This is a genomic window from Acinetobacter sp. YH12135, assembly GCF_013418565.1.
Classification (GTDB): domain Bacteria; phylum Pseudomonadota; class Gammaproteobacteria; order Pseudomonadales; family Moraxellaceae; genus Acinetobacter; species Acinetobacter towneri.
The window spans coordinates 11551-38150 of the sequence record NZ_VPBU01000004.1 but is presented as its reverse complement, the minus strand read 5'-3'; the positions used below and the strand labels follow the sequence as shown (position 1 = coordinate 38150).

The window sequence follows — 26600 nt, the reverse complement described above, 5'->3', positions numbered from 1 at the left end:
GTCTCTACTTTTGTTTGGGTTTAAAATTTGTATTTTCGGTTTTCGTATTTAAGAGTGAAATGTGATGTGGCTTAGAACAGCAACCCTTGCCTTAATTCCCGCTTTGGTGATTCAGGGAAGTCGTGTTAAAAAGAACACGATCCGATTGCCTGAAGCCGAAGGCGCACGAGAAGGTATTACAGGGCAAGGGCAAACGCTGTCATTATTGATTTTAGGCGATTCTGCCGCTGCAGGCGTTGGGGTAGCACATCAAAATGATGCGCTTTTAGGTGCGGTGATTTCTGCTTTGCAGCATCAGTACCAAGTACATTGGCGTTTAGAGGCGCAGTCTGGAGATACTACCTCACAAGTCATTCAAAAAACGAAAAAACTGGTAAATCAAAAATATGATGTTGTGGTTACTTCTTTTGGTGTCAACGATGTAACACGCTTAATGTCGGCACAGACTTGGATTAAACAACAGCAACATTTTTATCAACTTATTCAAGCGAAATTCCAACCTGAATTAATCATTGCTACGGGGGTTCCACCAATGCATTTATTTCCCGCATTGCCCAATCCATTATCTTGGCTATTTGGACAATACGTAAAACAAATGAACTTACAATTAGAAAAAATGATTGCACAACAAGAAGATATGCAGTGGATTGAATATGATATTCGAAAATATCAATCCATGAATTTAGAAATGGCAAAAGATGGTTTTCATCCAAGTAAAGAAATTTACCAGATTTGGGGGAAAGAAGTCTCGGATAGGATTTTGGAGTGGTTTTAGGTAAATTAACTTAAATAATGGTATAGTGTTAACAATCGTCAACACTAAATTATAATTAAATCATCAAGCAGAATGAAAATATGAAGAAACATCCCAATAAACATATTCGCGAAGCAATTGAATATGCGATTGAAAACGGCTGGGATGTTGTCGATTCAGGTAAATCAGCACATGCAAAACAAATCTTGCGTAAAGTAAAGCAATGTCATGGAGATGAACTATGAATAACTATCACTTTACTGTTGTGGTACGTGACGCACGTTCTGATCTGTCTGTGCTAGAAGATAAGTTCTTTGAAGCGGGTTGTGATGATGCATTAGTTTGCAGTTATAACGATACAATTTATCTTGAGTTTGACCGTGAAGCTGAAAATGCAGAACAAGCGATTCACTCAGCATTAGACAATATTCGCTCATTAGGATTTCATGATCTGATAGTAGAAGAGCAAGGTTATTCAACTTTGGCAGTAATGGCTGAACGTGCTGGAATGACTCGTCAAGCATTATCTTTATATGCGCAAAATAAACGTGGTGACGGAAACTTTCCACGTCCGATGTATGGACTTGCATCTAGATCTGCAATGTATTTTTGGCCAGAAGTTGCGACATGGTTATTCAATCAAGGGAAGTTACATAAAAATCATTATGAAGTTGCTCGTACTGCAATGTCTTAGCTTAATTTAAAGACCAAAGGTTCAATCTATAAATGTCTGATTCTAAAATAGAAACCCATCCACTCGAACCCTTTTTACCAGCCAATGCCAAGCTGTTAATGCTTGGGAGTTTTCCACCACCTAAAAGCCGTTGGAAAATGGATTTTTATTATCCGAATTATCAAAATGATATGTGGCGAATTTTGGGCTTATGCTTTTTTCAAGATAAAAACTACTTTTTAGATTTAGAAGCTAAAAATTTTCATCTTCATAAAATTATTGATTTTTTAAACACCACTGGCATTGCTATTTCAGATACGGCGCAGCAGGTGATTCGCTTAAAAGGCAATGCATCAGACAAATTTTTACAGATTGAAAAACCAATGGATATTGCAGCACTTTTAAGCAAGATACCTTTATGTCAAAGCATTATGACCACAGGCGATAAAGCGACTGATACACTCATGTTATCTATGCCTGAATCTGCCGAAAAACCTCAAATTGGGCAGGCGACACATTGCTATTTTGCCAAGCGTGAGCTGCATTTATATCGGATGCCTTCATCTTCACGAGCCTATCCTTTAGCTTTAGAGAAAAAGGCAGAAGCGTATTTTAACTTATTTAAAGAAATAGGCTTACTATAAGTAACTTTAAATAATTGTAGACAGTGATGGCAGAGAAAGAAAAATACGCTTCCATAATTAATGTCTATCTATTGTCATTACATCATCCATTCAATAGGGAATAATGAAACTGTTTTCATCATAAAACGCTGAAACTGTGTGGTTTCAGGATCATGATGATACGTTTGAATACTGCCATCTGCCTGATGATCTAACCAAATAATTTGACCGTTTTCGTCTAATTGCAGTTCATACGCAATTTGTGGCAAATAGCGGTCTAAAGATTGAGAAACATCGTTTTGCAATTGTTCAGACTCTAACACCAAGCCAACTTCGGTATTTAATTTTGCAGAACGAGGATCAAGGTTAAAAGAACCTACAAAGACCATGCCATCTATATCAAAGAATTTGGCATGTAAACTCGAGGCGTTTTTGCCTTTGGCAGGAATTACGTTACCCGTTGCAACTTCATACCAAGTACGCTTTTTTCGTTCAATATAAGGCTTAAATTCATATAAACGAATACCTGATTTAAGTAAATCTACGCGATACTGCTGATAAAATGCATGTACCAAAGGCACATCATTGGCTAAAAATGAATTGGTCAATACACGTATCTGTATTCCTTTTTCAGCCAGTTGAGTGAGTGTTTTAAGACCATCTTCTGTTGGGACAAAATAGGCAGAAACCAGTTCTAAATGTTGTTTGGGCTCACCCATTAACTTTAACATTTGTTTGTAAATCAGTTGCTCGCCTTGAGCTGTACCCCGAATTTTATTCGGAGAATCTGCCACAAAATGCGCACATACCCACTGTACAGGATGTTGTTCTAATTTGATGCTGACTTCTTCTTGCGCGTTAGCCACACGTTCACGAATTTTATCTTTATATTTGGCATTTAATTCATAGCGATTACGCAATTCTCTCAATTGCAACGCGTTGCCTGTGCCTAATAATTGCTTTACTGAATAGCTTAGTTCGTCATTCCAAAACTCTAAAAACACGGCATTGGTTTGGGGGACAGCACTGCCATAGAATAGAATATCCATATCAGTAAATTGAAAATTTTCACTGGCATCAAAATATTCACGGCTAATATTACGCCCACCTGTCACGGCAATCGCCCCATCGGCAATAATTAGTTTATTGTGCATACGGCGATTGATTTGTTTAAAACGAAACAAATAATCCATCACACGAAAATGCCGATATTTGTACGGATTGAAAATTTTTATTTCAAAATTAGGATGCTGAGCAAGCCGTTTTAAGGTTGGATCAAGTTGCGTACCATTTTGATCATCAATTAATAAACGAACTTTTACACCACGATCTGCTGCTTTGAGCAGTTCAGCCAACATCAACTGACCAATTAAATCATCTTCCCAAATGTAATATTGTAAATCTAAATGGTGCTGTGCTTTTTGAATCAAATATAAACGCGAGGCGATGCTACTAAAGGCATCATTTAGAGAAAGATACGCTGTTAAATTTTGGGATAAATGTGCATCAATTTCCTGACCATTCAGCCAATGATCTACATAATGCTCAACAGGGCTATCTTTGCTCGCTTGATTCATCGGTAAACTGCATCCTGTCAGTAAAATAGCGAAAAAAGCCAACATTCCAAGCCAGCAACAAGGTCTTTGGATCTTCATGATTATTCTTAAGTCATTCTGTATTTATACATGGAGATTATCCTCATGTTAATGCTTGAAACTCTGAATAGAAAGAGGGTATTGTGAGAGTCTGTTGATATTTTATAAATAGCTTGCGAGATATCTCTCTCACATCGCAAACATAGACGAATTGTCAGCAGCCCCTTATCATCTGTTAATGTATTTTTTAGGGATAATTTGCTCATGAAATCACGTGCAGCCGTCGCATTCGGCCCAGGTCAGCCGCTTGAAATTGTTGAAATTGATGTTGCACCGCCGCAGGCTGGAGAAGTCTTGGTCAAAATTACCCACACAGGGGTATGCCATACCGATGCATTTACCTTATCGGGTGAAGATCCTGAAGGTGTTTTCCCTGCAGTTCTTGGCCATGAAGGTGCAGGTATTGTGGTTGAAGTTGGTGAGGGTGTGACCAGTGTTCAACCAGGCGATCATGTGATTCCGCTTTACACAGCAGAATGTGGCGAATGTTTATTCTGTAAATCTGGTAAAACCAACCTATGCGTTTCCGTACGTGCGACACAAGGTAAAGGTTTAATGCCTGATGGCACGACACGTTTTTCTTATAATGGACAACCGATTTATCACTACATGGGCTGTTCAACCTTTAGTGAATATACGGTAGTTGCTGAAGTATCTTTAGCAAAAATTAATCCTGAAGCCAATCATGAGCAAGTTTGCTTATTAGGTTGCGGTGTTACAACTGGTTTAGGTGCAGTTAAAAATACTGCAAAAGTCCAAGAAGGCGATACCGTTGCGGTATTTGGCTTAGGTGGTATTGGTTTAGCAGTTGTGCAAGGTGCGCATAAAGCCAAAGCCAGCCGTATTATCGCCATTGATACCAACCCAGAGAAATTCAAATTGGCAGAACAATTTGGTGCAACCGAATTCTTAAATCCAAAAGATTATGACCGCCCAATTCAGGAAGTCATTGTGGAAAAAACAGGTTGGGGCGTAGATCATTCTTTTGAATGTATTGGAAATACCAATGTGATGCGTTCCGCTTTGGAATGTGCGCATCGTGGTTGGGGACAATCCATTATTATTGGTGTTGCAGGTGCAGGTCAGGAAATTTCAACTCGTCCATTCCAATTGGTGACAGGTCGTACTTGGAAAGGAACTGCGTTTGGTGGTGTAAAAGGTCGTTCGCAATTGCCAGGCATGGTTGAAGAAGCCATGAAGGGTGATATTCAACTCGAACCATTTGTAACGCACACCATGGGGCTAGACCAAATTAATGAAGCCTTTGATTTAATGCATGAGGGTAAATCTATTCGTAGTGTGATTCATTTTGATCAATGATGAGTAACGCGCTTAAATAAAGACCCAACAAAAACCAAGCTTCGGCTTGGTTTTTTTAACCCCTGGATTCGCTAAAACAGCAGCTTAATTTTAATAAATACATCCAATAAAAATTATTTTACAAAAAGGATTGCCAAACGGAACAATACGGCGTATTTTAATTTTAACAGCTCATTTTTTGATGAAAACAAGATGTTAAAGCAACCTTTAATCGCAAACGCTTACTATTACTTTTGGCAGTTTCAATGATTGCCTGAGTCGCGTTCGGGCAAAAGGTTGCCCACCAGTTAATACCTGATCGGCAACCCTGATCAGGTTTTTTTATGTCTGGTGTTTTGAATTTTATAGGTTTTTCGGAGATTTAATCATGTACAACGTTAATTATTCATACTTTAGCAACTTTTATTGGTTTTACTTTAGTCAATCTATGACTCAAACCTTGCAATCCATTAGACCCATAACGCTGAAATAAATGATCGGACTGTAAAAAAGAGAAACAGTCCAAAGGAACAGACCAATGAATGCTTTAAATACTGCTTTACAACAACAGACCAACAATACTGAAATTAGTTTAAGTTTACCGCATCAACTCAAAGCGCAACTCCCACTTTCATCTGCGCTAAAACAACAAATCGCACAACATCGACAGATTATTCAGAACATTTTAGCGGGCACAGACCCTCGCTTATTGGTCATTACAGGACCTTGTTCAATTCATGATCCGCAAGCAGCACTCGAATACGCAGAAAAATTAAAACAATTACAAAGCCAAGTTTCAGATCAAATTTTCTTGGTGATGCGCGCCTATATCGAAAAGCCACGTACTACGGTAGGCTGGAAAGGCTTTTTGTATGACCCAGACTTAGATGGCTCTGCAAACATGCAATTAGGCTTAGAAAAATCACGTGAACTGTATCTACAAATTATAGAAATGGGTTTACCAATTGCTTCTGAAATTTTAAGCCCAATGGCAACGGGATATTTTGATGATGTACTGGCTTGGGGTGCAATTGGCGCACGTACCAGTGAATCACAAATTCACCGTGAAATTTCTAGCGCCATGCCGTATAGCATTGGTTTCAAAAACGGAACTGATGGCTCAATTCAAATTGCATTAGATGCAATTCAATCGGCAAGTCATCCACATCAATTCATGGGAATGAGCCAGTCGGGTTTACCTGCTATTTTGTCATCACAAGGTAATCCACACGCGCATTTAATTTTACGTGGCGCAAATTCAGGGCCAAATTATCAATTGGCAGAAATTGAGAAAATTCAGCACAAAGCCAAAGGGCAGTTGCCTGCATTGATTATTGACTGTAGTCACGGTAACAGCCATAAAGACCCACAACAACAACCGCAAGTCTTGCGTACCATTGTGGCAGAACGTGAACAGACGCAAGTCCGTGGCATCATGTTAGAAAGTCATTTGGTGGATGGAAATCAAAAGATTTCTTGCGAGATGACTTATGGTCAATCTGTTACCGATGGCTGCTTGGGTTGGGATAAGACTGAACAACTGCTTATTGAGGTCGCTGAAAGCTTAAATCGTCAGGTTTTGGCTAAAACTGCATAAAAAATAAAACTCCAGAAACCCAAAAAACCTGAAATTTCAGGTTTTTTGGGTGGGAGAGTATTTAAAAATCAACTCTTCTTAGATTAGTTTTTAAAATAACAATTCTTTTGCTGCTATTAAAAACTAAGCCTGAATATCTGCATTAGGTTGTTTAGCCACAACAAATTTATAGAAAATTAAACTGATTAAGGTCACAACAGCACAGAGCAAATACGCTGCGGTATAGTCATAACCCGCAATAATCCAACCTAGAATTAACGCGCCTAAGGCGATACCAATATCGTAACAACAAAAATACGTAGATGTGGCATGACCAATACGATCTTTAGGGGAGCGTTGAATTGAAATGGTTTGCAGGCAAGGTTGGGCAGACCCGAACCCTACACCAATTAATGCAGCAGCCAACATAAAACCGAATACACTGTGTACCTGACTCAAGACAATTAATCCTAAAGCAAATAATATAATTGCAGGATAAATCACATAACTCGCCCCTTTACGATCATAAATTTTGCCTGTAATTGGGCGCAAAATCATCATCGAAACTGCAAATATCACGAAGAATAAACTCGCATAAGACAGCATATTGCGTGATTCTGCAAAGGTGGAAATAAATGACATAATACTGGCATACGCGAAAGAAACCATCATCGCCATGAGTGATACAGGAATTGCTTTTTTCTCTACAAAATCTTGAAGCCCTAATTTACGTTTAGGTGTTGTTTCAGTTTTTACTTTTTGGGTCGCAATTGGAATCATTAAACAGAAGGCGAAACCTACCCAAACACTGACGGATAGTAAGGTAGAAATACTGGCATAAGAAACACTTTGAATCAGACTTAAACCAATTAAAGGTCCCAATACAATCCCTAAATTTACTGACACCAAAAAATAGCCCATACCTTCACCTTTGCGACTGTCTGGAATAAAGTTATTGGCAATAGGGACGGTAACTGTGGTGACAATGCTGAACCAAATCCCATGTAAAAAACGCAGTACGAGTAGAAACAGTAAACTATCTACAAAAATGTATGCCACGCTACACAGACAAAACATGATTTCAGAAACATATAAGGTTTTCTTTACACCAAATTTTTCAATAATCAAACCGCTAAATGGGCGAATCGCGATTGCAGATAACATAAACAAAGTCATGGCTAAACCTGCCTGTGACAAGCTACCACCCAACTCATTCACAATATAAATAGGCAAAACTGTCGTTTGCGCAAAATAAAATATGAATAAGAACAAGTTATTGAATAAGCAGAGAATAAACGACTTATTCCATAAATGTTCAGCATTTATAGCAGACATAATTTAAACCTATATGGTGAGTGGAGCAGCGTGTAATGTGTACTTTGTTATACAGATGCTTTGTTATTGGAAATCATCACACCGCGAGATCATGCAAAAAATAATAAACCCATTTATGTGAAAAGTACAGCTATTCAATAAAATTGAACTTAAAATTAGATTTTAATGCAATTATTTTAATTATTTTATCAAATAAAGATAATTAGGTTTATTTTCTAAAGTTGCAATACAAAAAAAATCAGCCGAAGCTGATTTCTTTGAATTTGAGCGATTAAACGCTGCAAATTTAAGGCTTATAAGCCAGATTCATAGTCTGCACTTGATAAAAGCTGTTCTACATCTGCCATATTGTCTGGTTTGATTTTATAAATCCAGCCTTTGCCATACGGTTCATCATTCACAAAATCAGGGTCATCTTCTAAATTGCTATTCACTTCAACTACTTCGCCTGAAACAGGGGCGTGAATATCTGAAGCTGTTTTAACAGACTCAACCACACCTGCTTGTTCACCCGCAATTACTTTTTGACCAACTTCAGGTGCTTCTACATAGACCAAATCGCCTAAAGCATCTTGTGCATGGTCTGAAATACCTGTGACGATCAAATCACCTTCAATACGCACCCATTCATGTGTTCTTGCATATTTTAATTCAGCAGGGTGATTCATTTGATAACTCCTTAAATTGTATCGAATCTTTTTGCCATGTTTTATACATGCTTTTTGCCAAAAACAAAAGTTTATAAATACGGATCTTTACGCCAATTGCTCGGACTGCGTCCACTCCAGCGTTTAAAAGCACGACTAAAATTAGCCACATCGCTATAACCCAATTCATCGGCAATTTGTTCTAGCGTGTAGTCGGTACGGGAAAGCAGGGAAGTCGCATGTCGATAACGGACTTCATCGACCAAGTTTGAAAATGAAGTACCTTCTGCAGCCAGTTGACGTTTGAGTGTGCGGTCGGACATGTGTAGATAGTCGGCAACATTTTCAATGCTTAAATAATGCTGTTCTGCATGAGTTAAAATATCACGCACCCGCATAGAAATTCGGCGACGTTCACCTAAAGCTGAAAGCTCAGCTTCACATTGATTAATCGCAATTTGACTGGCAATAGGATCGGCATTAATCATTTTTAAGCCCAGATATTGCTTATCAAAACTTAAACCTAAATACGGCTGATCAAAACGGAATTGATGATAAGGAAATTTCGCAAAATATTGATCAAAACCCGCAGGTTTTGGGAAGTCAAAATCGACTTCGCCCGTAAAGTGTTCTGTACCTGTCATGGCTTTACTCATGGTGATCATGCCAATAATTAAAGCGATGGCGATTTCTGTGCGTAAAGGTTCCATGTGAATATCACACTGCAATTGCAGACTGGCTTTTTCGCCAAAAGTCGAGAAAAACAATTGTAAAAAGGGCATACGCAGTTGAATAAAACGATTGGCTAAAATCAGCGCATCACTAATTTCATGCGCAGTCATAATCGCATAGCCAATAAAGCCATGAATAGAAATGCGCATTTGCGTACCAAGATGATAACCGAGCGTCGATTCGCCTGTAAGTTTTAAAGCATGTTTAACCAACTCATTGGCAATAGGTGTAGGAATACGACATTCTGGGTCTGCCAACATTTCGCTATTGAGTTGAAATGGTGCAAATAAGGTATCTGCGTTATAACCCCAACGGGATACAACATCCAAAACCAATAAGCCATAAACCCCTGGAACACCTTGTTCCTGACGTGCTGATATTGTTTTCATGCATGTTCCATTGCATTTGCTAATTTTATTTTAATTTGCCTTAGCGACTGTCATCTATGCATATCTTAGTTTGCCAAACGGCGACATAAGAACGTAGATGACATATTGCATCTTGGCATGAAAATTAAAGAAATTCTATGGAAATTGTTAGACAAAACAGGCTTTGACTATATGCGATAAATCTGCATTTCATCAAAGCCTGAGTTACAGCAAAGTTGCTGGAGATGCTAATTTTTATCAGTCGATGGTTTTACGATTTTATCTTGTTCAATTAAAAAACCACCTGTTTGACGCTGCCAAAGTTGTGCATAAATTCCGTTCATAGCCACCAGTTCATCATGCGTACCTTGTTCTGCAATACGTCCTTGATCGAGCACAATTAAACGATCCATTTGTGCAATGGTAGATAGTCTGTGTGCAATCGCGATTACAGTTTTACCTTGCATGAGTTCATCGAGGCTCGATTGAATTGCCGCTTCAACCTCAGAGTCGAGCGCACTGGTGGCTTCATCTAAAATTAAAATAGGCGCATCTTTTAAGAAAACACGGGCAATGGCAATACGTTGACGTTGTCCACCTGAAAGTTTAACACCCCGTTCGCCCACGTAGGCTTCATAGCCTTTTTTGCCACGTAAATCGGTCAATTGTGGAATAAATTCTTCGGCTTTGGCTTTGCGTACAGCTTCAAACATTTCTGCATCAGTCGCGTCAGGACGACCATATTTAATATTTTCAGCCACAGTACGGTGTAATAGCGAAGTATCTTGAGTCACAAGTGCAATATTTTTACGCAAACTGTCTTGGGTCACATCTTCAATATTTTGCCCATCAATCATAATTGAGCCGTGTTTAAGCTCATAAAAATGTAAAAGCAATTGAATTAAGGTCGATTTACCTGCGCCTGAACGTCCCACGATACCAATTTTTTCGCCTGCACGAATATGCAGATTAAACTGATCAATCACGTTTTTACTGTTATAAGCAAAACTGACATCTTTAAACTGAATTTCGCCCTGAGCAACTTGTAATGGTTTTGCATCGGCTTTGTCTTGAATCGCAATTGGACGTCCGAGAGTTTTCATACCATCTTGAATGGTGCCGACATTTTCAAACAGGGCAGAGGTTTGCCACATCATAAACTCGGCAATACTGTTGAGTTTAAGAATCATGGCTGTAGTGGCAGCAATAATCCCCAATTCTGCACGGCCATTTAACCAGAGCCAAATTGCTGTACCTAAAACGCCCACATACAACACCACGCTTAATAAATTGATGCTGATTTCATATTGAGCGCCCAAACGCATTTGTTTATAAACCGTCAACATAAATTCTTGCATCGACGCTTTGGCATATTGGCTTTCGCGACCTGCATGCGCAAATAATTTTACGGTTTGAATATTGGTATAAGCATCGGTCACGCGTCCTGTCATCACCGCACGTGCATCGGCTTGTTCATTAGATACTTTGCTCAAACGCGGAATAAAATAAGCTGCTGCAAGAATAAATAAAGCCAACCATAGCAATAACGGCAAAATGAGCATTGGAGAAATTGCGCCCAATACCAGACTAATCGTAATAAAGTAAATGAATACATAGGCAAGCATATCGCCCAAAATGACCCAAAACTCACGTACTGCTAAGGCGGTTTGCATGACTTTGGCAGAGAGTCTTCCTGCAAAATCATTATGGAAAAAATCCAGACTTTGTTGCAACATTAAATTGTGGAAACGCCAACGCAAACGCATTGGAAAACCACTGTATAACATTTGATGCTTCACAATTGACTGCGCACTGGCAAAAAAGATATTGGCCAATAAAATACAAAACAGCAAAGTAAGGTTCTGCTGATGTTGCGCAAGGAAAGTATCTGGCTGACTTTGACTAAGCCATGTGACTAAATCGCCAATTTTTGCATATAGCAAAGCTTCAAAGCTGGCAGCGCCTGCAGTACATAAAACCAATAACAATAAATATGGACGTACACCTGAAGCTGCTTGCCAAACAAAGGCAAAAAACGTGGTTGGCAAGGGTTCGGTCAAACCTTTATTTGGATAAGGATCTATAAGTTTCTCGAACCACTTGAGCATACGATGTTACCTTGATGACTAAACCTAAATTTAAAGATAGATAAATTTAAGACAGTAAAAACAAAAAACTTAGGATAAAGTTAAGAGCATTCCTGTGAATATTTCTTAACTTATAGTGATACAGCTTGTAGGTCTAGTTTACGCCATAACACAGCAAATGTTGAAAATAGAAATATAGATGATTAATTTGCATACAAAATCACGTTATAGATTCACTTTTATACATAAAGCTGCAACACATCAAAAATTATCCATCCACAAAAAGCGTATTGGTTCACATTTTTAATGATATTTCATCGAGCCAATAGCATATAAACATTTAATTTTAATGAAAAAATTAATTTAAATTCAACATTGATTGCTATAATCACGCCCATTTTTAGCACAACCGTGCTGTAAATTGGTTTTAAGTTGATATTTTTATGATGCGTAATTTTTTAGGTGCAATTGCACTATATTTGGGATTTATTTTTCCTGCTCAAGCCATGCCATTTGATCCATTGATTGGTACATGGAAAGTCATTGATGATCATACAGGGCATTATGTTGCAGAAATTGTGATTCGTAAGAACTCTAAAACTTCGGAATATAGTGCTGTAATTACTCGAAATTTGTTATCGGTAGGCACAATTCAATTAGAGGTATGCAGTAAATGCCAAGGCAACTTAAAGAATCAGCCCATAAAAGGCATGCAGGCATTAGAAGGCTTGGTAGCAAATTCAAATCCAAAACAATTTTCGCAAGGACAATGGATTAACCCGAAAGATGGTTATGTCTATAAAATTGATGCTCAATTAAATGCGGCGAATAATCAAATGAAAGTATATGGCAAAGCCAAGAGCGCGAATGCGATTAGCACGATGACTTGGAAAAAACTTTAACAGATTGTACGGCGTATTTTTGAAGCTACTTGATTGAAAGATTGAGTAGCTTTTTATCTTTTTGTGAATGATAAGATAAATTGAGACACCGAACACTCAAAATAAACCCATATATATCAATTGCTTAATATATTCATGTTATTCACCAATTAAAATGTCTATGCGATAAACCATTTAAAATGGCCTGTTTTTAACTGCAAGAGTCAAGAACAGGATTTAAATTTCTTTGTTCAATAACAACTTTCTGAGCTTTACGACTCGGCATACTTTTCTTGGCACGGGAACTTTTATTTTGTTTTTCCAACTCTTCATGTTGTTGCTGGATATGGGCCAGAACCGCACCTAATCTTTTATTCTTAACTACTTCATTCTGCTGCAGTCTAGCCAGTTTATTGAAAATACTGTAGTTGATCTTCCGTCCTTCGTGCATGATGGCCACAGTACCATCTGGATACTCTAAAAATGTTATGTATTGCCCAACAAGTTTGTGGTTCAGTGGTGTTGGCTCAAGCATATAAATACACTTGTCATACGTGATAGTCAGATTCTTCGTGACCTTACGCGGTTCCTGCCAGGTAAAAATATCCTCTAGCTCAGCATCAGATTCCGTTAAAGGTCGATGCAAGTTCTTCGAGTTTCTCGCACACTTGGCAAACTTCTGATTGAACTGCTCAATGAAGCAGGGCAGCCAAGCATTGGCCTCGGTAATTGAGCAGATGCCTTCCAAACGCATTTCCTTGATCAGGCGATCCTGCAGAGTTCTGTTGGCGCGTTCCACACGTCCTTTGGCCTGTGGTGAGTTGGCAAAGATAATATCAATAGTGAGACTACTGAGTACGCGTCCAAATTGCGTAATCTTGGTGTCTTTCTTGCTGCTTTGATTGACTCTAAAAACTGAGTGCTTATCACTGTAAAATGCTAAAGGTTTACCATGCTGTTCGACATACAGGCGTGTTGAAATCATATAGTCAAAGGCTGATTCTGATTCACAGAAGCGTAAATGCTGCAATTTACCAGTTGCATCATCGATAAATACCAGCAAACAGCACTTAGGTGCTCGTCCTTCAAACCAGTCATGATGTGAGCCATCGATTTGGACCAATTCACCATAACAGTCTCGATTATAACGAGGCTGATACGGGCGTTTCAGACGTTTATGACGAGGAATCCATAAATTGGCTGCAATCATCCAAGAACGCAGGGTTTCTACCGAAATATCAAATCCATGAATGGTAGTCAGCTTTTCATGTGCTAAAGTGGGACCGAAACCACGAGCAGCATGTGCTAATGCAGCAGGACCTTGAGCTTTATATTTTTGCAATAAGCGTCTGATCTGACGTTCTGAGATATGTAATAACTGAGCAGCCTGGGACTGGGTTATGCGTTGATCACAGATTTCCTGCAAGACCGACAATCTTTTAAGTTCTTTATCCGACATAGATACCAACATAACAAACCGTCCGCTAAGAAAATCGCAAAAAGTGCGTATTCTAAAAGCGGACATTTTTACTTTGGAGAAACCGGACATTTCTATTTTGGAGTTACAATTCAATTGCGTATAATCTATATTATGTTAAATAAGATATCTGAAGACAGCACCCTGCATTTAGCTGTGCAGATTATGACAATTCGCGTTGAATTAATCGAGTAAAAGTCTGGGTAAATTGCTGTCCTTGCTCTGCAAAAAACCAATTTACATGCCCAACAATCCAATCATAATAAGCAGCATCGGCATGTTTCAGGTTTTGGGTAATTCCGACAAAATATTCAAGCTCTGAAAATGCGAAATCCAAATGCACAATTTTTAGCAATTCGGGCAAAATGCTAAAGTCTTGTTGTGGATGTATCTCTGCAAAATACGCCTGTAAAAACGCGCTTAAACCCGCTTCGTCAATATTGATTTGTAATGTATGTTCTAAAGCTAACCAATCTATAAAGTTACGCTCAATCGTGACCGCAAGGTCATAAAGCGCTGAATTTCGATCTGATAAGCCAAAATCAATTACCGCTGTAATATTGGCATCGGCACTTTGCGCAGACCAAAACAGATTGGAAGCATGCAAATCATTATGCGTCCAAATTTTAGTGGTCTGCTGCAATATATGCTTAATTTTATGATGCGTCTGAGATACACGCTCTAAAAAAACGGCGTCTAAGTTTTTATCGGCAAAATAACGGCTCAATTCAGGGCTATTTTGAATACGTTGCTGAATAGCCGTTACAATATTTTCACTTTCTAAAAGCTGCTGATTTGATACTAAATAACGCGCCGATCTGCCATGTAACTCAGGAAAATCCTGCATGGCGACATGCAATTTGGCAAGCAAACTTCCCACTTTTGCAGCATGTTCTGTATAGAAAAACGGCGTCCAAGATTGCTGATCGACATATAAGTCAAAACCTGCTGCTTTTTCGTAGACTTCATAAGTCCAGTCGCCCATTTCTAAAGCGGTCAGTCCGCAATTCGAGGCAATTAATGTCGCAACAGGAATGTTTTTACTGGCTAAATGTCGCAAAAAAGCATGCTCTTGCAAAATATCTTGCGCATTACGAAATGAACGATGACTGCGTTTAATGAAATACGAGCGACTTCCTATTTTATCTGTACTGACTGCATCCTGCGTGACTTCAATCACTGCGGCTGATGAAAATGGGCGCGGACTGCACCACAGAATTTGAATACCCCCTTGCAAGCATGGGTAATACGGTTGCAGGTTGTGTAATTCTGAGACAGTCAGATGTGCCCAATCTTTATATTCCCAGTCATTCCCCATGCCATGACCTAAATCATGTGTGATTGTGGTCATTTTCGATATTCCTTAACCTGATCAGCATTGTGTAATCGTATATTCCCTGCCATCCATTTCAAATAATCATTTTTTAGATAGATGATAGCTATTTAATTAACGGTCTTGGCTTGTCGTAAACGCAAATTCACTTCATCTACAATCTGATCTAAACCTGTGTCATAAGCAGCTTCACTCACAAAAGACACCATATTTTGTGTAACTTGCGGCAAATTGTAATCTGCATACCATGACAATGAATTCACTTCTATTTCACGTTCACCCTGCAAAATCACGAATCTTTTTTGCATCCAAGCCTGCAAATTTTCACCCGTATAGGCATCATAAAAAATAATATCGGTCAGATAAAAATCTTTCATCATGTAGGAGTAAGCCACGCTATTTTCTTCTGGCTCATAATTAAAAAAAGGTGTGGTGGTCAGATGAAACTCAACCAGAAAATGACGTTTTAAACGATGATTTTGATATTCCGCTTTGACTTTAATCGGGCAACTGATTTGCGCAAAATCAATTTCATGTTCAGTATTTTGCTTAAAATATTCAGCCAAAGACCAGACCTGATGTTTAATGAAATCCTGCATTAAAAACTCAGGTTCAAGTTGTGAATTGATTAATCCCAACAGTAAAGATTCAACTTCTTCTTTCGTTAAATAAATGTCTTCAACAATATGCATGCCAATCTCTAAATATGCTGCTGCGATAGAAAAATCCTAACGGAAAGGCTTGTGTTTGTATAGCTATGCAATCGTAGAGTGTGATCTATATCTAGCAATCAATTATCCACGTAGATTGAATCTTAATCATGTTTTCAGCTATGCTATCAACACATCAAATTTCACTTCAAACACGCCTCGTTGCGTAGGAGTAATCTCATGTCTAAGAAGTTACCTATTTACTTCTCTGACGCTGCTTGGGCGTCATTACAAAAAATCATGGGTGCGGATGGTAAACCCAGCCCTAGCCTGAATGCCCTGCTTGAACAAATTGAATTGCTGAATCAGCATGATTTTCAAGCGCTTGCTAAAAGAAAAACGCTGCATCTTCCCGTAACAATAGAATCCATTCCTGCAGGTTTTCCTTCGCCTGCTCAAGACTATATTGATAAAAATATTGATCTGAATGAATATCTTATTTCTAATGAAAATGCGACCTTTTTAAATGTGGTACGCACTACCTCTATGGTGAATGCAGGGCTTGAATACGGCGATATTGTACTGGTAGATCGCAGTAAAGAAGCCAAACACCGCAGCATTGTGGTTGCATTAATCGACCAAAAAGACCTGACTATTAAACGCCTGATGATTACAGCCAAAATGTCCAAAAGTGAATTGGCCGAACATTTTGGTGAAGACTACGACCCTGCCACTTTGCCCGAAGCTTGGCTCAAGGCAGAAAGCCCCGACTACGACAGCATTTACCTGAAAGATGGGCAAACTTTTGAAGTGTTTGCTGTGGTCACGTGGAATTTGAAAAACCTGATGGTTTAAACACCACAATAATGCATAAAAAAGCCGAATAAGTAAAATAGTCATGAAAGCTTTAGAGCAAGTTTTTGCGCTCATTGACATTAATAATTGTTATGTGAGCTGTGAGCGGTTGTTTCAACCACACCTGAATCATCGTCCTGTGGTGGTGCTTTCCAATAACGATGGCTGCGTGGTGTCACGTTCCGAAGAAGCCAAACGACTTGGCATTAAAATGGCTGTGCCCTTTTACCAAGTTCAAGAATTAATTCAACAACATGATGTTGCGGTCTTTTCAAGTAATTATGCGCTCTATGCAGAAATGTCCAGACGTTTTAATAATATTATTCAAGAATTTGTCAGTGCCAAAGATGTTGAAATTTATTCGATTGATGAAACTTTTATTGAGTTGAGTTCATATTCTCAGCGCGATTTAAACGCACTTGCACAGGAAATTAAAACAACCTTGTGGAAATGGCTGGCTCTTCCTGTTTGTGTTGGTATTGGTCAAAGTAAAACTGAAGCCAAACTAGCCAATCATCTTGCTAAGCGAAACCGCTATTTCAACGGCGTATGTAATTTACTGGATATGGATTTATGCAGCAAAGAAGCCTTGTTTCAACACATTGATGCCGCTGAAGTTTGGGGTGTGGGACGCAAAAACGCTAAAAAATTACAATCATTGGGTATCCGTTCTGTATTTGATCTAGCAACAAGCAATCCAGACCAAATGGAGCGCCAATTTTCTATTTTGATGAAAAAAACCATTCTTGAACTCACAGGTACAGCATGTATTGAACTGGAGCACAATACCGTAAGTAAGCAGCAAATCATCAGCTCACGTTCTTTTGGGCAGCGTGTAACAGATATTCATGCGCTTTCAGAAGCTTTGAGCGATTATTTACAATCTGCTGTGCAAAGGCTCAGAGCTGAAAAAAGTTTATGTGGTTGTATGATCATTTTTGCGCAATCTAACCGTTTTGATCCGCGCCAAGTTTTTTACAATCAATCGGTCACTATTGCTTTCAATGAGCCAACAGATTCTGCTTTGCTCATGAATAAGGCCATAATGAAGCATGTGACAACGCTTTTTCAAGAAGGTGTTGCCTTTAAAAAATGTGGTGTGATTTTAACGGGACTTGAACCTAAACAAAGTTATATTCACGACCTGCTTGCAGATACTGACGCCATTGAAAAACAGGAACAATTACAGCAAGTATTAGATACGGTGAAAAGTAAATTTGGTATGCAAAAACTCGCCATTGGTGCATGTAAATTGCAAGATCGAACTTGGGCGATGCAGCGCAGTCATTTAAGCCCGAATTATTTTAGTTGGGAAGGTTTATTGGCACTTGGCGATTAGCAGTGATTTGATTGGGTTAAAAAAAGCTCACAATATGAGACCTAATTTAATGCTTGAAAGTACTACAAAGTAGTATACAATTAAACACTACAAAGTAGTATAAAGGTGTTCGATGTATACCATCTGTGAGACTACTTTTTTTACCAATGAATATCCCTACTATTGGACTGAAGAACAATACAATGACTTTAAAATTTTCATTGCTGAGAACCCTACAGCAGGAGATGTAGAACCTGGTACTGGCGGCGTTCGTAAAATTCGATGGGGTGGAAAGAGTAAAGGTAAACAAGGTGGTGTTCGTGTAATTTACTATAACCGTTTAGCAAATGGCGAAATTTGGTTATTGACCTTATATAGTAAAGACACAATTACCCAACTTGAGAAAAAGACACTTAGACAATTAGCGGAGTTACTGAAATGAGTCGTTTATTAAGTGACAAAGAATTGGAAGCTCGAGAAGCAAAACGAGACTTAAATGTTGAATTATTAGAAGGCGTTAAACAAATGCTTGCTAATAACGCAGCAAGAAAAACTGTGATCAATGAAACAGATGTTGCTCTAGCACGAAGAAAGTCTGAACTCACTCAAGATCAATTTGCTAAAATTTTAGGTATCTCTAAACGTACATTAGAATCTTGGGAGCAAGGTGTTAGAAGACCTTCAGGAGCAGCTCAATCACTGATTAAATTGTTTATTTTAGATCCTCAATTTGTTCGTGACCATCTCGCTTAAATAAAATAGCCCTCAACAACAAGGGCTATTTATTATTTTGCCTTTTCAATAATAACAGCAAATCTTAGATTAGCATTTGAAATGCAACACCATGTTGTTGCCATAATACCTGACTCGGACTTTTAAAGCCGAGTCTTTTTCTTGGACGGTGATTCAAATCAGAACAGCGTTCTACTTCTGCAAGATTAGTCTTTATTCAGCCCAACAAACTTGGCACGTGCTTTATGCAGTTTTTTGTAGCTGTCGATTAAACGTAAATGACGATCTAAACCTTCAAGCTGCATATTGGTTTCGGCTAGACCATAGAAACGTACTGTGCCTTCAACAGAACCCATGACTGCATCCATACGTTCATTGCCAAACATACGGCGGAAATTGACAGCATAATCGGCAATATCCATTTCATCATCTAAAATAACTTCAAGCACGACATTCATACATTGATAGAACAAGCCACGTTCTACGGTATTGGTGTTGTATTGTAAGAATGCTTCGACTAAATCTTTAGCTTCTTCAAACTGTTCTAATGCCAAATAAATCAACAATTTTAATTCGAGGATGGTGAGCTGCCCCCAAACGGTATTGTCATCAAATTCAATGCCAATTAAGGTTTTGATTTCGGTATAGTCATCTAGCTCACATTCTTCCAAACGCTCAACTAAAGCTTCAAGTTGCTCATCATCCAAACGGTGCAGATTTAAAATGTCTTCACGGTACAGCAAAGCTTTATTGGTATTATCCCAAATCAGGTCTTCTACCAAATACACTTCTGAATAATCAGGGACTAAAATTCGGCAAGCAATCGCACCTAAATGTTCATAAATCGCCATATAAGATTCTTTGCCCATTTCTTCTAAAATCGCAAATAAAGCCTCAGCTTCTTCGACATTGCTATATTGACCATTGTTGGTGAAATCCCACTCTACAAATTCATGGTCTGCCTGCGCGCTAAAGAAACGCCAAGACACTACACCACTAGAATCAATAAAGTGTTCAACATAGTTATTCGGCTCAGTTACCGCATTCGTGCTAAAGGTCGGCTGTGGTAAATCATTTAAACCTTCAAAACTACGCCCTTGCAATAGTTCAGTTAAGCTGCGCTCTAAAGCGACTTTAAAGTTTGGATGTGCACCAAACGAAGCAAAAACACCGCCTGTACGCGGGTTCATTAAGGTCACACACATGACAGGGAATTGACCGCCTAAAGACGCATCTTTCACCAATACTGGGAAACCTTGTTCTTCTAAAGCCTGAATACCTGCCACAATACTTGGATATTTTGCCAAAACTTCTTGCGGTACATCAGGCAGGCTCATTTCTTCCTGAATAATTTCACGCTTCACTGCACGTTCAAAAATTTCAGATAAACACTGCACTTGAGCTTCTGCAAGCGTGTTACCTGCACTCATCCCGTTACTTAAATATAAGTTTTCAATTAAATTTGATGGGAAATATACCGTTTCACCATCGGATTGACGCACAAATGGCAATGAACAAATACCACGTTCAGTATTGCCTGAGTTGGTGTCATATAAATGTGTGCCCAGCAACTCATCTTCAGGATCATAAATTTCTAAGCAATATTCATCTAAAATTTCTTTAGGCAATTCACCATTTGGGCCAGGCTTAAACCATTTTTCATTTGGATAATGCACAAATTCGGCATTGGCAATCTCTTCACCCCAAAACTGATCGTTATAGAAGAAGTTACAGTTCAAACGTTCAATGAATTCACCCAAAGCAGATGCTAATGCACTTTCTTTGGTTGCGCCTTTACCATTGGTAAAACACATTGGCGATTGCGCATCACGAATATGTAATGACCAGACATTTGGCACGATATTACGCCATGAGGCAATCTCAATTTTCATGCCCAAACCTGCCAAAATACCCGACATATTGGCAATAGTTTCTTCAAGCGGTAAATCTTTACCAGCAATAAAAGTCGCTTGAGATGAAGTCAAGTTCGGCATCAGCAAAGCTTGTGCATCGGCATCAATGCTTTCGACTTGCTCAATCACAAACTCAGGGCCTGTTTGCACGACTTTCTTTACGGTACAACGGTCAATAGAACGTAAAATCCCCTGACGGTCTTTTTCAGAAATATCTGCAGGCAATTCCACCTGAATTTTAAAAATCTGTTTATAACGGTTTTCAGGATCGACAATATTGTTTTGAGATAAGCGGATATTATCGGTTGGAATATCACGTGATTGGCAATAAACCTTCACGAAATACGCAGCACACAATGCAGATGACGCAAGGAAATAATCAAATGGGCCTGGCGCAGAACCATCGCCTTTATAACGGATGGGCTGATCGGCAATGACGGTAAAATCGTCAAATTTAGCTTCAAGACGCAAGTTGTCTAAATAATTGACTTTAATTTCCATGCAGGCACCTATTGTATGTGCCTACTCAGACACAAAATTATAAAATATTGATTTATAAGCCGAATCAAGAGGGAGAATAAGACTTAAAAAATGAGGTTTGAAGTCATCGCAACTATTTAACAGCGACTCCAGAATATGCGGCAACATTATAAAGTGATTTGGGTGAATTGATAATGCTATAAATACAGATTTACTGAATTTAAGCAAAGTTGCTAATTAATATATACAAACATAATATATTTAAATGTATGGTATATTGTCTTTAGGTTCTAATCTGCTTGATGGTGAAACAACATGAAATATACCGAACTCACTGCTGAAATTTCGTCTAATATCAAATCCATTAAAGAACAATCTCCCGATTTACTTAAAAGCTTTAATGCCCTATCACAAGTTGCGATGAAAGACGGCGTAATTGATGCCAAAACCAAAGAGTTTATTGCGCTTGCAATTGGTGTGGCACAACGCTGTGATGGTTGTATCGGTTTTCACGTCAGAACTTTGGTCAAAATGGGCATGACTTTTGAAGAATTGAATGAAATTTTAGGTATTGCTGTTTATATGGGCGGTGGCCCATCACTCATGTATGCCGCAAACGCCGTGGCAGCATTTAAAGAGTTTTCTCCATCTACAGCCGAATAACAGCATCAAATTATTTACCGAGTCGAAACTATGTTAAATATCCATAATGAATGGGATGAACGCTACAGCCAACATGACCATATTTATGGTGAACAAGCCAATGCGTTCATTCAGGACATTACGCAAAAACTGTCTATTCACGGCAAAACTTTGGGCTTGGCCGAAGGTGAAGGTCGTAACTTGTTATATTTGGCAGCTGTGGCACAAGCCAATGAGCAAGCATTTGAAGCAGATTTATGGGACTACTCGCAAGTTGCTTTAGATAAGGCCCAAGGCTATGCACAGCAACGTGGTTTAAGTCTAAATACACGAAAGCAAGATTTAAGTCAGGTGAATTGGCCAGCGAATCAATATGACAACGTGATTTGCGTATTTGGTCACTTTAACCCTGAAACACAGCAAAAAGTGTTAAATGGCGTGCGCGAAACTTTGGTCAACGGCGGTTTATTTGTTGGTGAGCTGTATTCTACTCGTCAGCTAGAATATAAAACGGGCGGCCCACGTGCAGTAGAAATGCTGTACGATCCTATCGAGTTTTTAAGCCATTTTAAACACGATCATCTGATTCATTTCTTTGTGGGCGATGTAGAACGCTCAGAAGGCAAACTGCATCAGGGCAAATCCCACGTCATTCAATTTGCGATTCGTATTCAGAAATAAAAGACTGAATCTTTTACATCAAAAAGCTTGCTCCAATGCAATTAGAGCAAGCTTTTTTGCGCTTTAGATTTGAATATTCAGTTAGATATTTGCTCGGAAATTTTTAAAATCACTCAAACACATCTTTCATAGATTTTGGCATTCCTTGTACCGACTGTAATTCGCCCTGTTTATTTTTCCAAAGCACAACAGGTGTGGCAAAGAACTCGTATTTATCCATCAGTGCCTGATTCTGTTCTAAGGTTTTTTCTACATGTACAGGCACAGTTTTTTGCTCGATCAGCTTTTTTTGTCCGTATTGACGATGGAACGCATTAAAGGTCTGCTGTGGGTTTTTCGCCATTAATAAAGTCGCGGCCTGCCCTTTGCTTTCAGGTCGGATCACCGCCACAATAATATGTCTTAACTGAACTTTGCCAGATTCTACCCACGGACGTGCCTGCTTCCAAAAGGTATGGCAATACGGACAATTCGGGTCTGAAAACACGTAGACAATTTTTTCAGCACTGGTTTGCCCATCCTGAATCCAAGTAGCGTGTTCCAGACTTTGCCACACATCTTCAAGTACCGACTTTTTCACATAACGGTCTAAAGCATCGACGGTTAAATTATTGCCTTGTGCATCAAACAAAGTGCCTACAATATAGTATTTCTGATCATTGGAAATAAACACTGTCGCAGGACTTTGTTCAATATGCCCTGCCCAACCTGTCATTTGTGCAGGTGCTTGAATTTGTTGCACAAACTTAAAACCTTCTTTTTCAATGTGCTGTTTGAGGTTGTCCTGTGCTTGCAGCATACTCACACTACTGGCAAGACTCATACCTATCGCCAGTTTCAGCATGTTATTTTTGATGTTTGATGTCATATTGATTGTCCTTAATTTTGGCTTCACGGCGGGTTTTCTTTCAAATCGTTAAGAGCGCGTTTATGGATTCGCTTGTATTTTTTTCAGATAATGCTGCAGCATCGGCTTGGTCAATTCACCCATGTGATGATCGACCAATTCTCCTTGTGCATTAAAAAACAAAGTACTTGGCAAACCGAACATATTGAAGTGTTGTCCTAAACGAGCTGCAGGGTCTAATAACACGTGTTCAAACTGAAATCGATGTTTCTGTAAATAGGCTTGAATCTCTGCTGCAAATTCGCCTTGATTGGCAAATACAAAATTGACCTCAGGGAAATCTTGCTGTGCTTGTTGCATAACAGGCATTTCACGATGACAAACTGGACACCAAGTCGCCCAGAGATTAATCACCGTGGGCTGCCCTGAAAATTGAGCTAAATCTTGAGGTTGTTGCGCTAGGTTGTGCAATACTAGATTGGGATAGGCATGCTGCGTCTGCAAAGGTTGGATAAGACTCCAACCTACAACTTGTACTGTAATAAAGAGCGCAACTGCCCATGCCAGAACAACACGTTGAATAGCGCGATTTTTCCAGACAAACCACGCCACACCTGCCATAACTGCGGCAATCAGATGAAAGCCTTTGTCCTGAATTTTTAAAATATCAATCGGGTTGGCAAAGTACAGCTCATAATGCTGCAACACAAAAACTGCCCGCCCAACTAAAGCACCAATCCACAGCGCATTCCATAATGCATCCTGATAACCTGTCCAAGTCTGTGCATTCCATGTATAACGACGCTGAAAAAATTTACCCATTGCAAAGACGACAATCAGTCCTAGCAATAAAAACACCAATGGCCATGGAATCATCAACATGCCTAACTGCAAGACTGCGGATTGAATCATGGCGCAGCCTCTTGCAGTTGATGAATATTTTGAATCAATTGCGCTGCGTTATAAGCACCTGTTAGACGCAATTCACGTTGTTCCCGTTGTGGATCTGCCAAAAATAACAACGTTGGCGGCCCTAAAATCTGCCATTTTTTCAATAAGGCATCTTGTGAAGGATGCTGTTCGGTTAAGTCGAGTTTAATCCGCACCACATGCTTTAAAGCATCTTGCACATCGGTACGAGGAATCACATCACGCTCAATCGGCTGACACGCCACACACCAATCGGCATAGACATCAATCACAATCTTTTGATGAGCATGTGCGGCCAAAGCTGCATTCAACTCTTGTTCTGTGCGTACTTTGATCCATGGCTGTAATTGGTCTGCTTGTACCTGCGCATTGACACTGGCAATACTCTGATTGACATGCCAAATTCCACTACTGGCGATTACTGCCACCAAAGCCAATAACGAAAAACGCTGTGGACGATGTAACACGTGGCGCAAAATTGCAATTAAATATGCAGCGAAGGCAAATAACACCACAGCAAAAGCAACATAGTACCAAGTCACAGAAAATAGCGGACGAGCAAAATACAAAGCCATTGCCAACATGATAAAACCAAAGCTAAATTTTAGCCGTTCCATCCACAAACCTGGCTTTGGCAAATATTTCGCGCCAAACACGCTGGCAATAAGTAAAGGAATTCCCATACCTAAACCGAGCAGGAATAAATATAAACCACCCAATGCTGCTTGATCCAAATGTGAGACGTACAGCAATGCTCCCGCTAAAGGCGCACTCATACATGGCCCGACAATCAGTGCAGAAATCACCCCCATAACGCCCGCACCCAATAAAGTACCGCCTTTTTGATATTGCTGAATACGATCTAAACGCTGTAACACTGCTTGTGGTAATGACAACTGATACAGTCCAAACAGGTTTAAAGCAAAGAGCACAAACAACATAGCAAAAACTGCAATCACTACGGGATTTTGGAACCAACGCTGTACGCTATAACCAATGTGTGACGCAACAACGCCCATCAAGCCATAGACTAGCGCCATACTGACGATAAAGGTGATCGCAATTGCTGCCGCTTTATAGCCTGTATTGAGCTGCACCAAAATGCCAGAAAGAATTGGAATCAGCGGCAATGAACACGGTAAAAAAGCCAGTAATACCCCAAAACCTAAAAAGATAAACGCATTCAGTAACAACCCTTGCCCAGACAATAAATTCAGGAAAAATTGATCATTGTTCCATTGCTGATTCAGACTCGTACTACTGGCTGTTTCCGTATTGCTTGAATTGGCTGATGCAGCGAATGTATTGTCTGTCAATGCCGTATCTGTATTTTCAATCTCTAAGGAATTTGCTAAATCAACGTTTTCTACTGATTCAGGGGTAAGTTTAGGATCAGCTTGTGTTACAGCAACCGCATTTTCAGCAAGCTGTGCTTTGTTTTCTAGCGTTTGCTGTTCAAGTTTGAGTTCTTTTGTCGTTACAGTATTTGCAGTTGTCGTAACTTGTTTTTGTGTACTAGAACCATTGGCTTGATGCTTATCTGCATCATTTAAGTTAGTGTTTAAAGCAGCCTGATTATTCTGATTGAGTTGCTGAAGTAAATTACCTTTGCCCGCACTTAAATTATGCTGTGGCAATAAACCATCGGCATCGGTTTGAATCGTTTTACGCTGTACGGGATAACACAAACCATCTTCAGCGCAGCCTTGCCAAGTAATTTGATATTGCTGATTAGGCTTCACCTGAATCTGTGTTGTCACTTGCCCATAATGCACACGTGTCAGCCCGAAAGTCGGATCATCTTTTTCCTGCCCTGCAGGCAATTTAAAAGCAAGCGGCTTTTGAGCCTGACTGACTTTGAATTGATCGTGATATAAATAGTAATGCGGTGCGACATCCCATTTCAGTTCAACCGTTTGTTCAGACAATGACGTCGCCTGAAACTTAAAAGCTTGATCGGACGCTAAAAATTCATTGGCAGCATTGACCCACACCGCACACAGACTCAACACAAAATAAGCAATGACGCGAATAAAAATCATGTATTTATACTAAAAATTAAAAAACTGACTGTATTATCGGTAAGTGTAGATTAAGAGAACATTAATAAAG

25 protein-coding genes are annotated in these 26600 nt (G+C 39.3%); 13 read left to right on the top strand and 12 right to left on the bottom strand.

Annotated elements, in window-relative coordinates; genetic code table 11:
- The first annotated feature begins 64 nt into the window (after positions 1 to 64).
- The 4 genes from FTU70_RS03680 (at position 65) to FTU70_RS03665 (ending at position 2071) form a co-directional block, all read left to right on the top strand.
- Positions 65 to 775, top strand: coding sequence for an SGNH/GDSL hydrolase family protein (locus FTU70_RS03680; RefSeq protein ID WP_180060091.1), 711 nt, complete (start codon positions 65 to 67; stop codon positions 773 to 775).
- An 80-nt stretch (positions 776 to 855) separates the two neighbouring features.
- The gene (locus FTU70_RS03675; protein ID WP_004973580.1) at positions 856 to 999 is read left to right on the top strand and encodes a hypothetical protein; all 144 of its coding nucleotides are present in this window, start codon (positions 856 to 858) and stop codon (positions 997 to 999) included.
- Positions 996 to 1448 carry an XRE family transcriptional regulator gene (locus tag FTU70_RS03670; protein WP_154320746.1) on the top strand — a complete coding sequence of 151 codons (453 nt, stop codon included), beginning with the start codon at positions 996 to 998 and terminating at the stop codon, positions 1446 to 1448. Before FTU70_RS03675 ends, FTU70_RS03670 begins: the two co-directional genes overlap by 4 nt.
- 32 nt (positions 1449 to 1480) lie before the next feature.
- Positions 1481 to 2071 carry a uracil-DNA glycosylase family protein gene (locus FTU70_RS03665; RefSeq protein WP_104851964.1) on the top strand — a complete coding sequence of 197 codons (591 nt, stop codon included), beginning with the start codon at positions 1481 to 1483 and terminating at the stop codon, positions 2069 to 2071.
- Positions 2072 to 2148: 77 nt separating this feature from the next.
- Here FTU70_RS03665 and FTU70_RS03660 read toward each other — a convergent pair whose 3' ends face one another.
- On the bottom strand, positions 2149 to 3672 hold the full coding sequence (locus tag FTU70_RS03660) for a phospholipase D family protein (RefSeq protein ID WP_180060048.1): 1524 nt from the start codon (positions 3670 to 3672) through the stop codon (positions 2149 to 2151).
- Between the two features lie 237 nt (positions 3673 to 3909).
- Between FTU70_RS03660 and FTU70_RS03655 the strand changes: the two genes are divergently transcribed.
- Positions 3910 to 5025 carry an S-(hydroxymethyl)glutathione dehydrogenase/class III alcohol dehydrogenase gene (locus FTU70_RS03655; protein WP_004973720.1) on the top strand — a complete coding sequence of 372 codons (1116 nt, stop codon included), beginning with the start codon at positions 3910 to 3912 and terminating at the stop codon, positions 5023 to 5025.
- 517 nt (positions 5026 to 5542) lie between these two features.
- Positions 5543 to 6601, top strand: coding sequence for a 3-deoxy-7-phosphoheptulonate synthase (locus FTU70_RS03650; RefSeq protein WP_104851962.1), 1059 nt, complete (start codon positions 5543 to 5545; stop codon positions 6599 to 6601).
- A 123-nt stretch (positions 6602 to 6724) separates the two neighbouring features.
- Here the strand turns inward: FTU70_RS03650 and FTU70_RS03645 are convergent, their stop codons facing one another.
- From FTU70_RS03645 to FTU70_RS03630, 4 genes are all read right to left on the bottom strand, one after another.
- Positions 6725 to 7915, bottom strand: a complete 1191-nt coding sequence (locus tag FTU70_RS03645) for an MFS transporter (RefSeq protein ID WP_179994186.1) — start codon at positions 7913 to 7915, stop codon at positions 6725 to 6727.
- 293 nt (positions 7916 to 8208) lie between these two features.
- Positions 8209 to 8583: a glycine cleavage system protein GcvH gene (gcvH, locus tag FTU70_RS03640; RefSeq protein ID WP_104851960.1), complete on the bottom strand. Its 375-nt coding sequence runs from the start codon at positions 8581 to 8583 to the stop codon at positions 8209 to 8211.
- A 71-nt stretch (positions 8584 to 8654) separates the two neighbouring features.
- Entirely contained in the window at positions 8655 to 9683 is a 1029-nt protein-coding gene (locus tag FTU70_RS03635; protein WP_096902549.1) for an AraC family transcriptional regulator, read from the bottom strand.
- A 227-nt stretch (positions 9684 to 9910) separates the two neighbouring features.
- Complete coding sequence (locus FTU70_RS03630; protein ID WP_167846013.1) at positions 9911 to 11770, bottom strand: ABC transporter ATP-binding protein; 1860 nt, start codon at positions 11768 to 11770, stop codon at positions 9911 to 9913.
- A gap of 422 nt (positions 11771 to 12192) precedes the next feature.
- Here FTU70_RS03630 and FTU70_RS03625 point away from each other — a divergent pair, with 422 nt between their 5' ends.
- The gene (locus FTU70_RS03625) at positions 12193 to 12651 is read left to right on the top strand and encodes a DUF2147 domain-containing protein (protein WP_004973733.1); all 459 of its coding nucleotides are present in this window, start codon (positions 12193 to 12195) and stop codon (positions 12649 to 12651) included.
- A 190-nt stretch (positions 12652 to 12841) separates the two neighbouring features.
- Here the strand turns inward: FTU70_RS03625 and FTU70_RS03620 are convergent, their stop codons facing one another.
- The 3 genes from FTU70_RS03620 to FTU70_RS03610 all read right to left on the bottom strand — a co-directional run bounded on the left by FTU70_RS03620 (position 12842) and on the right by FTU70_RS03610 (position 16132).
- The gene (locus tag FTU70_RS03620; RefSeq protein ID WP_179988969.1) at positions 12842 to 14089 is read right to left on the bottom strand and encodes an ISNCY family transposase; all 1248 of its coding nucleotides are present in this window, start codon (positions 14087 to 14089) and stop codon (positions 12842 to 12844) included.
- Positions 14090 to 14270: 181 nt separating this feature from the next.
- Complete coding sequence (locus tag FTU70_RS03615; protein WP_179994440.1) at positions 14271 to 15458, bottom strand: phosphotransferase enzyme family protein; 1188 nt, start codon at positions 15456 to 15458, stop codon at positions 14271 to 14273.
- Between the two features lie 92 nt (positions 15459 to 15550).
- Positions 15551 to 16132, bottom strand: coding sequence for a hypothetical protein (locus tag FTU70_RS03610; protein WP_004973810.1), 582 nt, complete (start codon positions 16130 to 16132; stop codon positions 15551 to 15553).
- A gap of 198 nt (positions 16133 to 16330) precedes the next feature.
- Here FTU70_RS03610 and FTU70_RS03605 point away from each other — a divergent pair, with 198 nt between their 5' ends.
- The 4 genes from FTU70_RS03605 to FTU70_RS03590 all read left to right on the top strand — a co-directional run bounded on the left by FTU70_RS03605 (position 16331) and on the right by FTU70_RS03590 (position 19016).
- Positions 16331 to 16945: a LexA family transcriptional regulator gene (locus FTU70_RS03605; RefSeq protein ID WP_179990444.1), complete on the top strand. Its 615-nt coding sequence runs from the start codon at positions 16331 to 16333 to the stop codon at positions 16943 to 16945.
- 43 nt (positions 16946 to 16988) lie between these two features.
- Complete coding sequence (locus FTU70_RS03600) at positions 16989 to 18284, top strand: Y-family DNA polymerase (RefSeq protein WP_180060046.1); 1296 nt, start codon at positions 16989 to 16991, stop codon at positions 18282 to 18284.
- Between the two features lie 112 nt (positions 18285 to 18396).
- Complete coding sequence (locus tag FTU70_RS03595) at positions 18397 to 18705, top strand: transcriptional regulator (RefSeq protein ID WP_096902348.1); 309 nt, start codon at positions 18397 to 18399, stop codon at positions 18703 to 18705.
- Entirely contained in the window at positions 18702 to 19016 is a 315-nt protein-coding gene (locus FTU70_RS03590; RefSeq protein WP_004973819.1) for a DNA-binding transcriptional regulator, read from the top strand. Before FTU70_RS03595 ends, FTU70_RS03590 begins: the two co-directional genes overlap by 4 nt.
- 185 nt (positions 19017 to 19201) lie before the next feature.
- Here FTU70_RS03590 and FTU70_RS03585 read toward each other — a convergent pair whose 3' ends face one another.
- Positions 19202 to 21409, bottom strand: coding sequence for an OsmC domain/YcaO domain-containing protein (locus FTU70_RS03585; protein WP_179990440.1), 2208 nt, complete (start codon positions 21407 to 21409; stop codon positions 19202 to 19204).
- Between the two features lie 294 nt (positions 21410 to 21703).
- On the opposite strand from FTU70_RS03585, the gene FTU70_RS03580 reads away from it, so the two are divergent.
- Together FTU70_RS03580 and FTU70_RS03575 are read left to right on the top strand one after the other, a co-directional pair.
- Positions 21704 to 22051: a carboxymuconolactone decarboxylase family protein gene (locus FTU70_RS03580; protein ID WP_004973824.1), complete on the top strand. Its 348-nt coding sequence runs from the start codon at positions 21704 to 21706 to the stop codon at positions 22049 to 22051.
- A 30-nt stretch (positions 22052 to 22081) separates the two neighbouring features.
- Positions 22082 to 22711, top strand: coding sequence for a class I SAM-dependent methyltransferase (locus FTU70_RS03575; RefSeq protein ID WP_180060044.1), 630 nt, complete (start codon positions 22082 to 22084; stop codon positions 22709 to 22711).
- 109 nt (positions 22712 to 22820) lie between these two features.
- On the opposite strand, the gene dsbG is transcribed toward FTU70_RS03575, so the two are convergent.
- From dsbG to dsbD, 3 genes are read right to left on the bottom strand one after another with little or no spacing between them, the layout of a single operon-like run.
- Entirely contained in the window at positions 22821 to 23579 is a 759-nt protein-coding gene (gene dsbG, locus FTU70_RS03570) for a thiol:disulfide interchange protein DsbG (protein WP_004973828.1), read from the bottom strand.
- Between the two features lie 60 nt (positions 23580 to 23639).
- Positions 23640 to 24470 carry a TlpA disulfide reductase family protein gene (locus FTU70_RS03565; RefSeq protein WP_104851946.1) on the bottom strand — a complete coding sequence of 277 codons (831 nt, stop codon included), beginning with the start codon at positions 24468 to 24470 and terminating at the stop codon, positions 23640 to 23642.
- Positions 24467 to 26530, bottom strand: a complete 2064-nt coding sequence (dsbD, locus tag FTU70_RS03560) for a protein-disulfide reductase DsbD (protein ID WP_180060042.1) — start codon at positions 26528 to 26530, stop codon at positions 24467 to 24469. The genes FTU70_RS03565 and dsbD overlap by 4 nt, the downstream gene beginning before the upstream one ends.
- Positions 26531 to 26600 lie beyond the last annotated feature (70 nt).

Coding starts and splice junctions, on each gene's coding strand:
- FTU70_RS03605 (WP_179990444.1), top strand. CDS start 16,331: ATGTCTAAGAAGTTACCTATTTACTTCTCTGACGCTGCTTGGGCGTCA.
- FTU70_RS03675 (WP_004973580.1), top strand. CDS start 856: ATGAAGAAACATCCCAATAAACATATTCGCGAAGCAATTGAATATGCG.
- FTU70_RS03655 (WP_004973720.1), top strand. CDS start 3,910: ATGAAATCACGTGCAGCCGTCGCATTCGGCCCAGGTCAGCCGCTTGAA.
- FTU70_RS03670 (WP_154320746.1), top strand. CDS start 996: ATGAATAACTATCACTTTACTGTTGTGGTACGTGACGCACGTTCTGAT.
- FTU70_RS03625 (WP_004973733.1), top strand. CDS start 12,193: ATGATGCGTAATTTTTTAGGTGCAATTGCACTATATTTGGGATTTATT.
- FTU70_RS03600 (WP_180060046.1), top strand. CDS start 16,989: ATGAAAGCTTTAGAGCAAGTTTTTGCGCTCATTGACATTAATAATTGT.
- dsbG (WP_004973828.1), bottom strand. CDS start 23,579: ATGACATCAAACATCAAAAATAACATGCTGAAACTGGCGATAGGTATG.
- FTU70_RS03610 (WP_004973810.1), bottom strand. CDS start 16,132: ATGCATATTGTTGAAGACATTTATTTAACGAAAGAAGAAGTTGAATCT.
- FTU70_RS03615 (WP_179994440.1), bottom strand. CDS start 15,458: ATGACCACAATCACACATGATTTAGGTCATGGCATGGGGAATGACTGG.
- FTU70_RS03585 (WP_179990440.1), bottom strand. CDS start 21,409: ATGGAAATTAAAGTCAATTATTTAGACAACTTGCGTCTTGAAGCTAAA.
- FTU70_RS03565 (WP_104851946.1), bottom strand. CDS start 24,470: ATGATTCAATCCGCAGTCTTGCAGTTAGGCATGTTGATGATTCCATGG.
- FTU70_RS03665 (WP_104851964.1), top strand. CDS start 1,481: ATGTCTGATTCTAAAATAGAAACCCATCCACTCGAACCCTTTTTACCA.
- FTU70_RS03620 (WP_179988969.1), bottom strand. CDS start 14,089: ATGTCGGATAAAGAACTTAAAAGATTGTCGGTCTTGCAGGAAATCTGT.
- gcvH (WP_104851960.1), bottom strand. CDS start 8,583: ATGAATCACCCTGCTGAATTAAAATATGCAAGAACACATGAATGGGTG.
- FTU70_RS03660 (WP_180060048.1), bottom strand. CDS start 3,672: ATGTTGGCTTTTTTCGCTATTTTACTGACAGGATGCAGTTTACCGATG.
- FTU70_RS03595 (WP_096902348.1), top strand. CDS start 18,397: ATGTATACCATCTGTGAGACTACTTTTTTTACCAATGAATATCCCTAC.
- FTU70_RS03575 (WP_180060044.1), top strand. CDS start 22,082: ATGTTAAATATCCATAATGAATGGGATGAACGCTACAGCCAACATGAC.
- FTU70_RS03645 (WP_179994186.1), bottom strand. CDS start 7,915: ATGTCTGCTATAAATGCTGAACATTTATGGAATAAGTCGTTTATTCTC.
- FTU70_RS03590 (WP_004973819.1), top strand. CDS start 18,702: ATGAGTCGTTTATTAAGTGACAAAGAATTGGAAGCTCGAGAAGCAAAA.
- FTU70_RS03650 (WP_104851962.1), top strand. CDS start 5,543: ATGAATGCTTTAAATACTGCTTTACAACAACAGACCAACAATACTGAA.
- FTU70_RS03635 (WP_096902549.1), bottom strand. CDS start 9,683: ATGAAAACAATATCAGCACGTCAGGAACAAGGTGTTCCAGGGGTTTAT.
- FTU70_RS03580 (WP_004973824.1), top strand. CDS start 21,704: ATGAAATATACCGAACTCACTGCTGAAATTTCGTCTAATATCAAATCC.
- FTU70_RS03630 (WP_167846013.1), bottom strand. CDS start 11,770: ATGCTCAAGTGGTTCGAGAAACTTATAGATCCTTATCCAAATAAAGGT.
- FTU70_RS03680 (WP_180060091.1), top strand. CDS start 65: ATGTGGCTTAGAACAGCAACCCTTGCCTTAATTCCCGCTTTGGTGATT.
- dsbD (WP_180060042.1), bottom strand. CDS start 26,530: ATGATTTTTATTCGCGTCATTGCTTATTTTGTGTTGAGTCTGTGTGCG.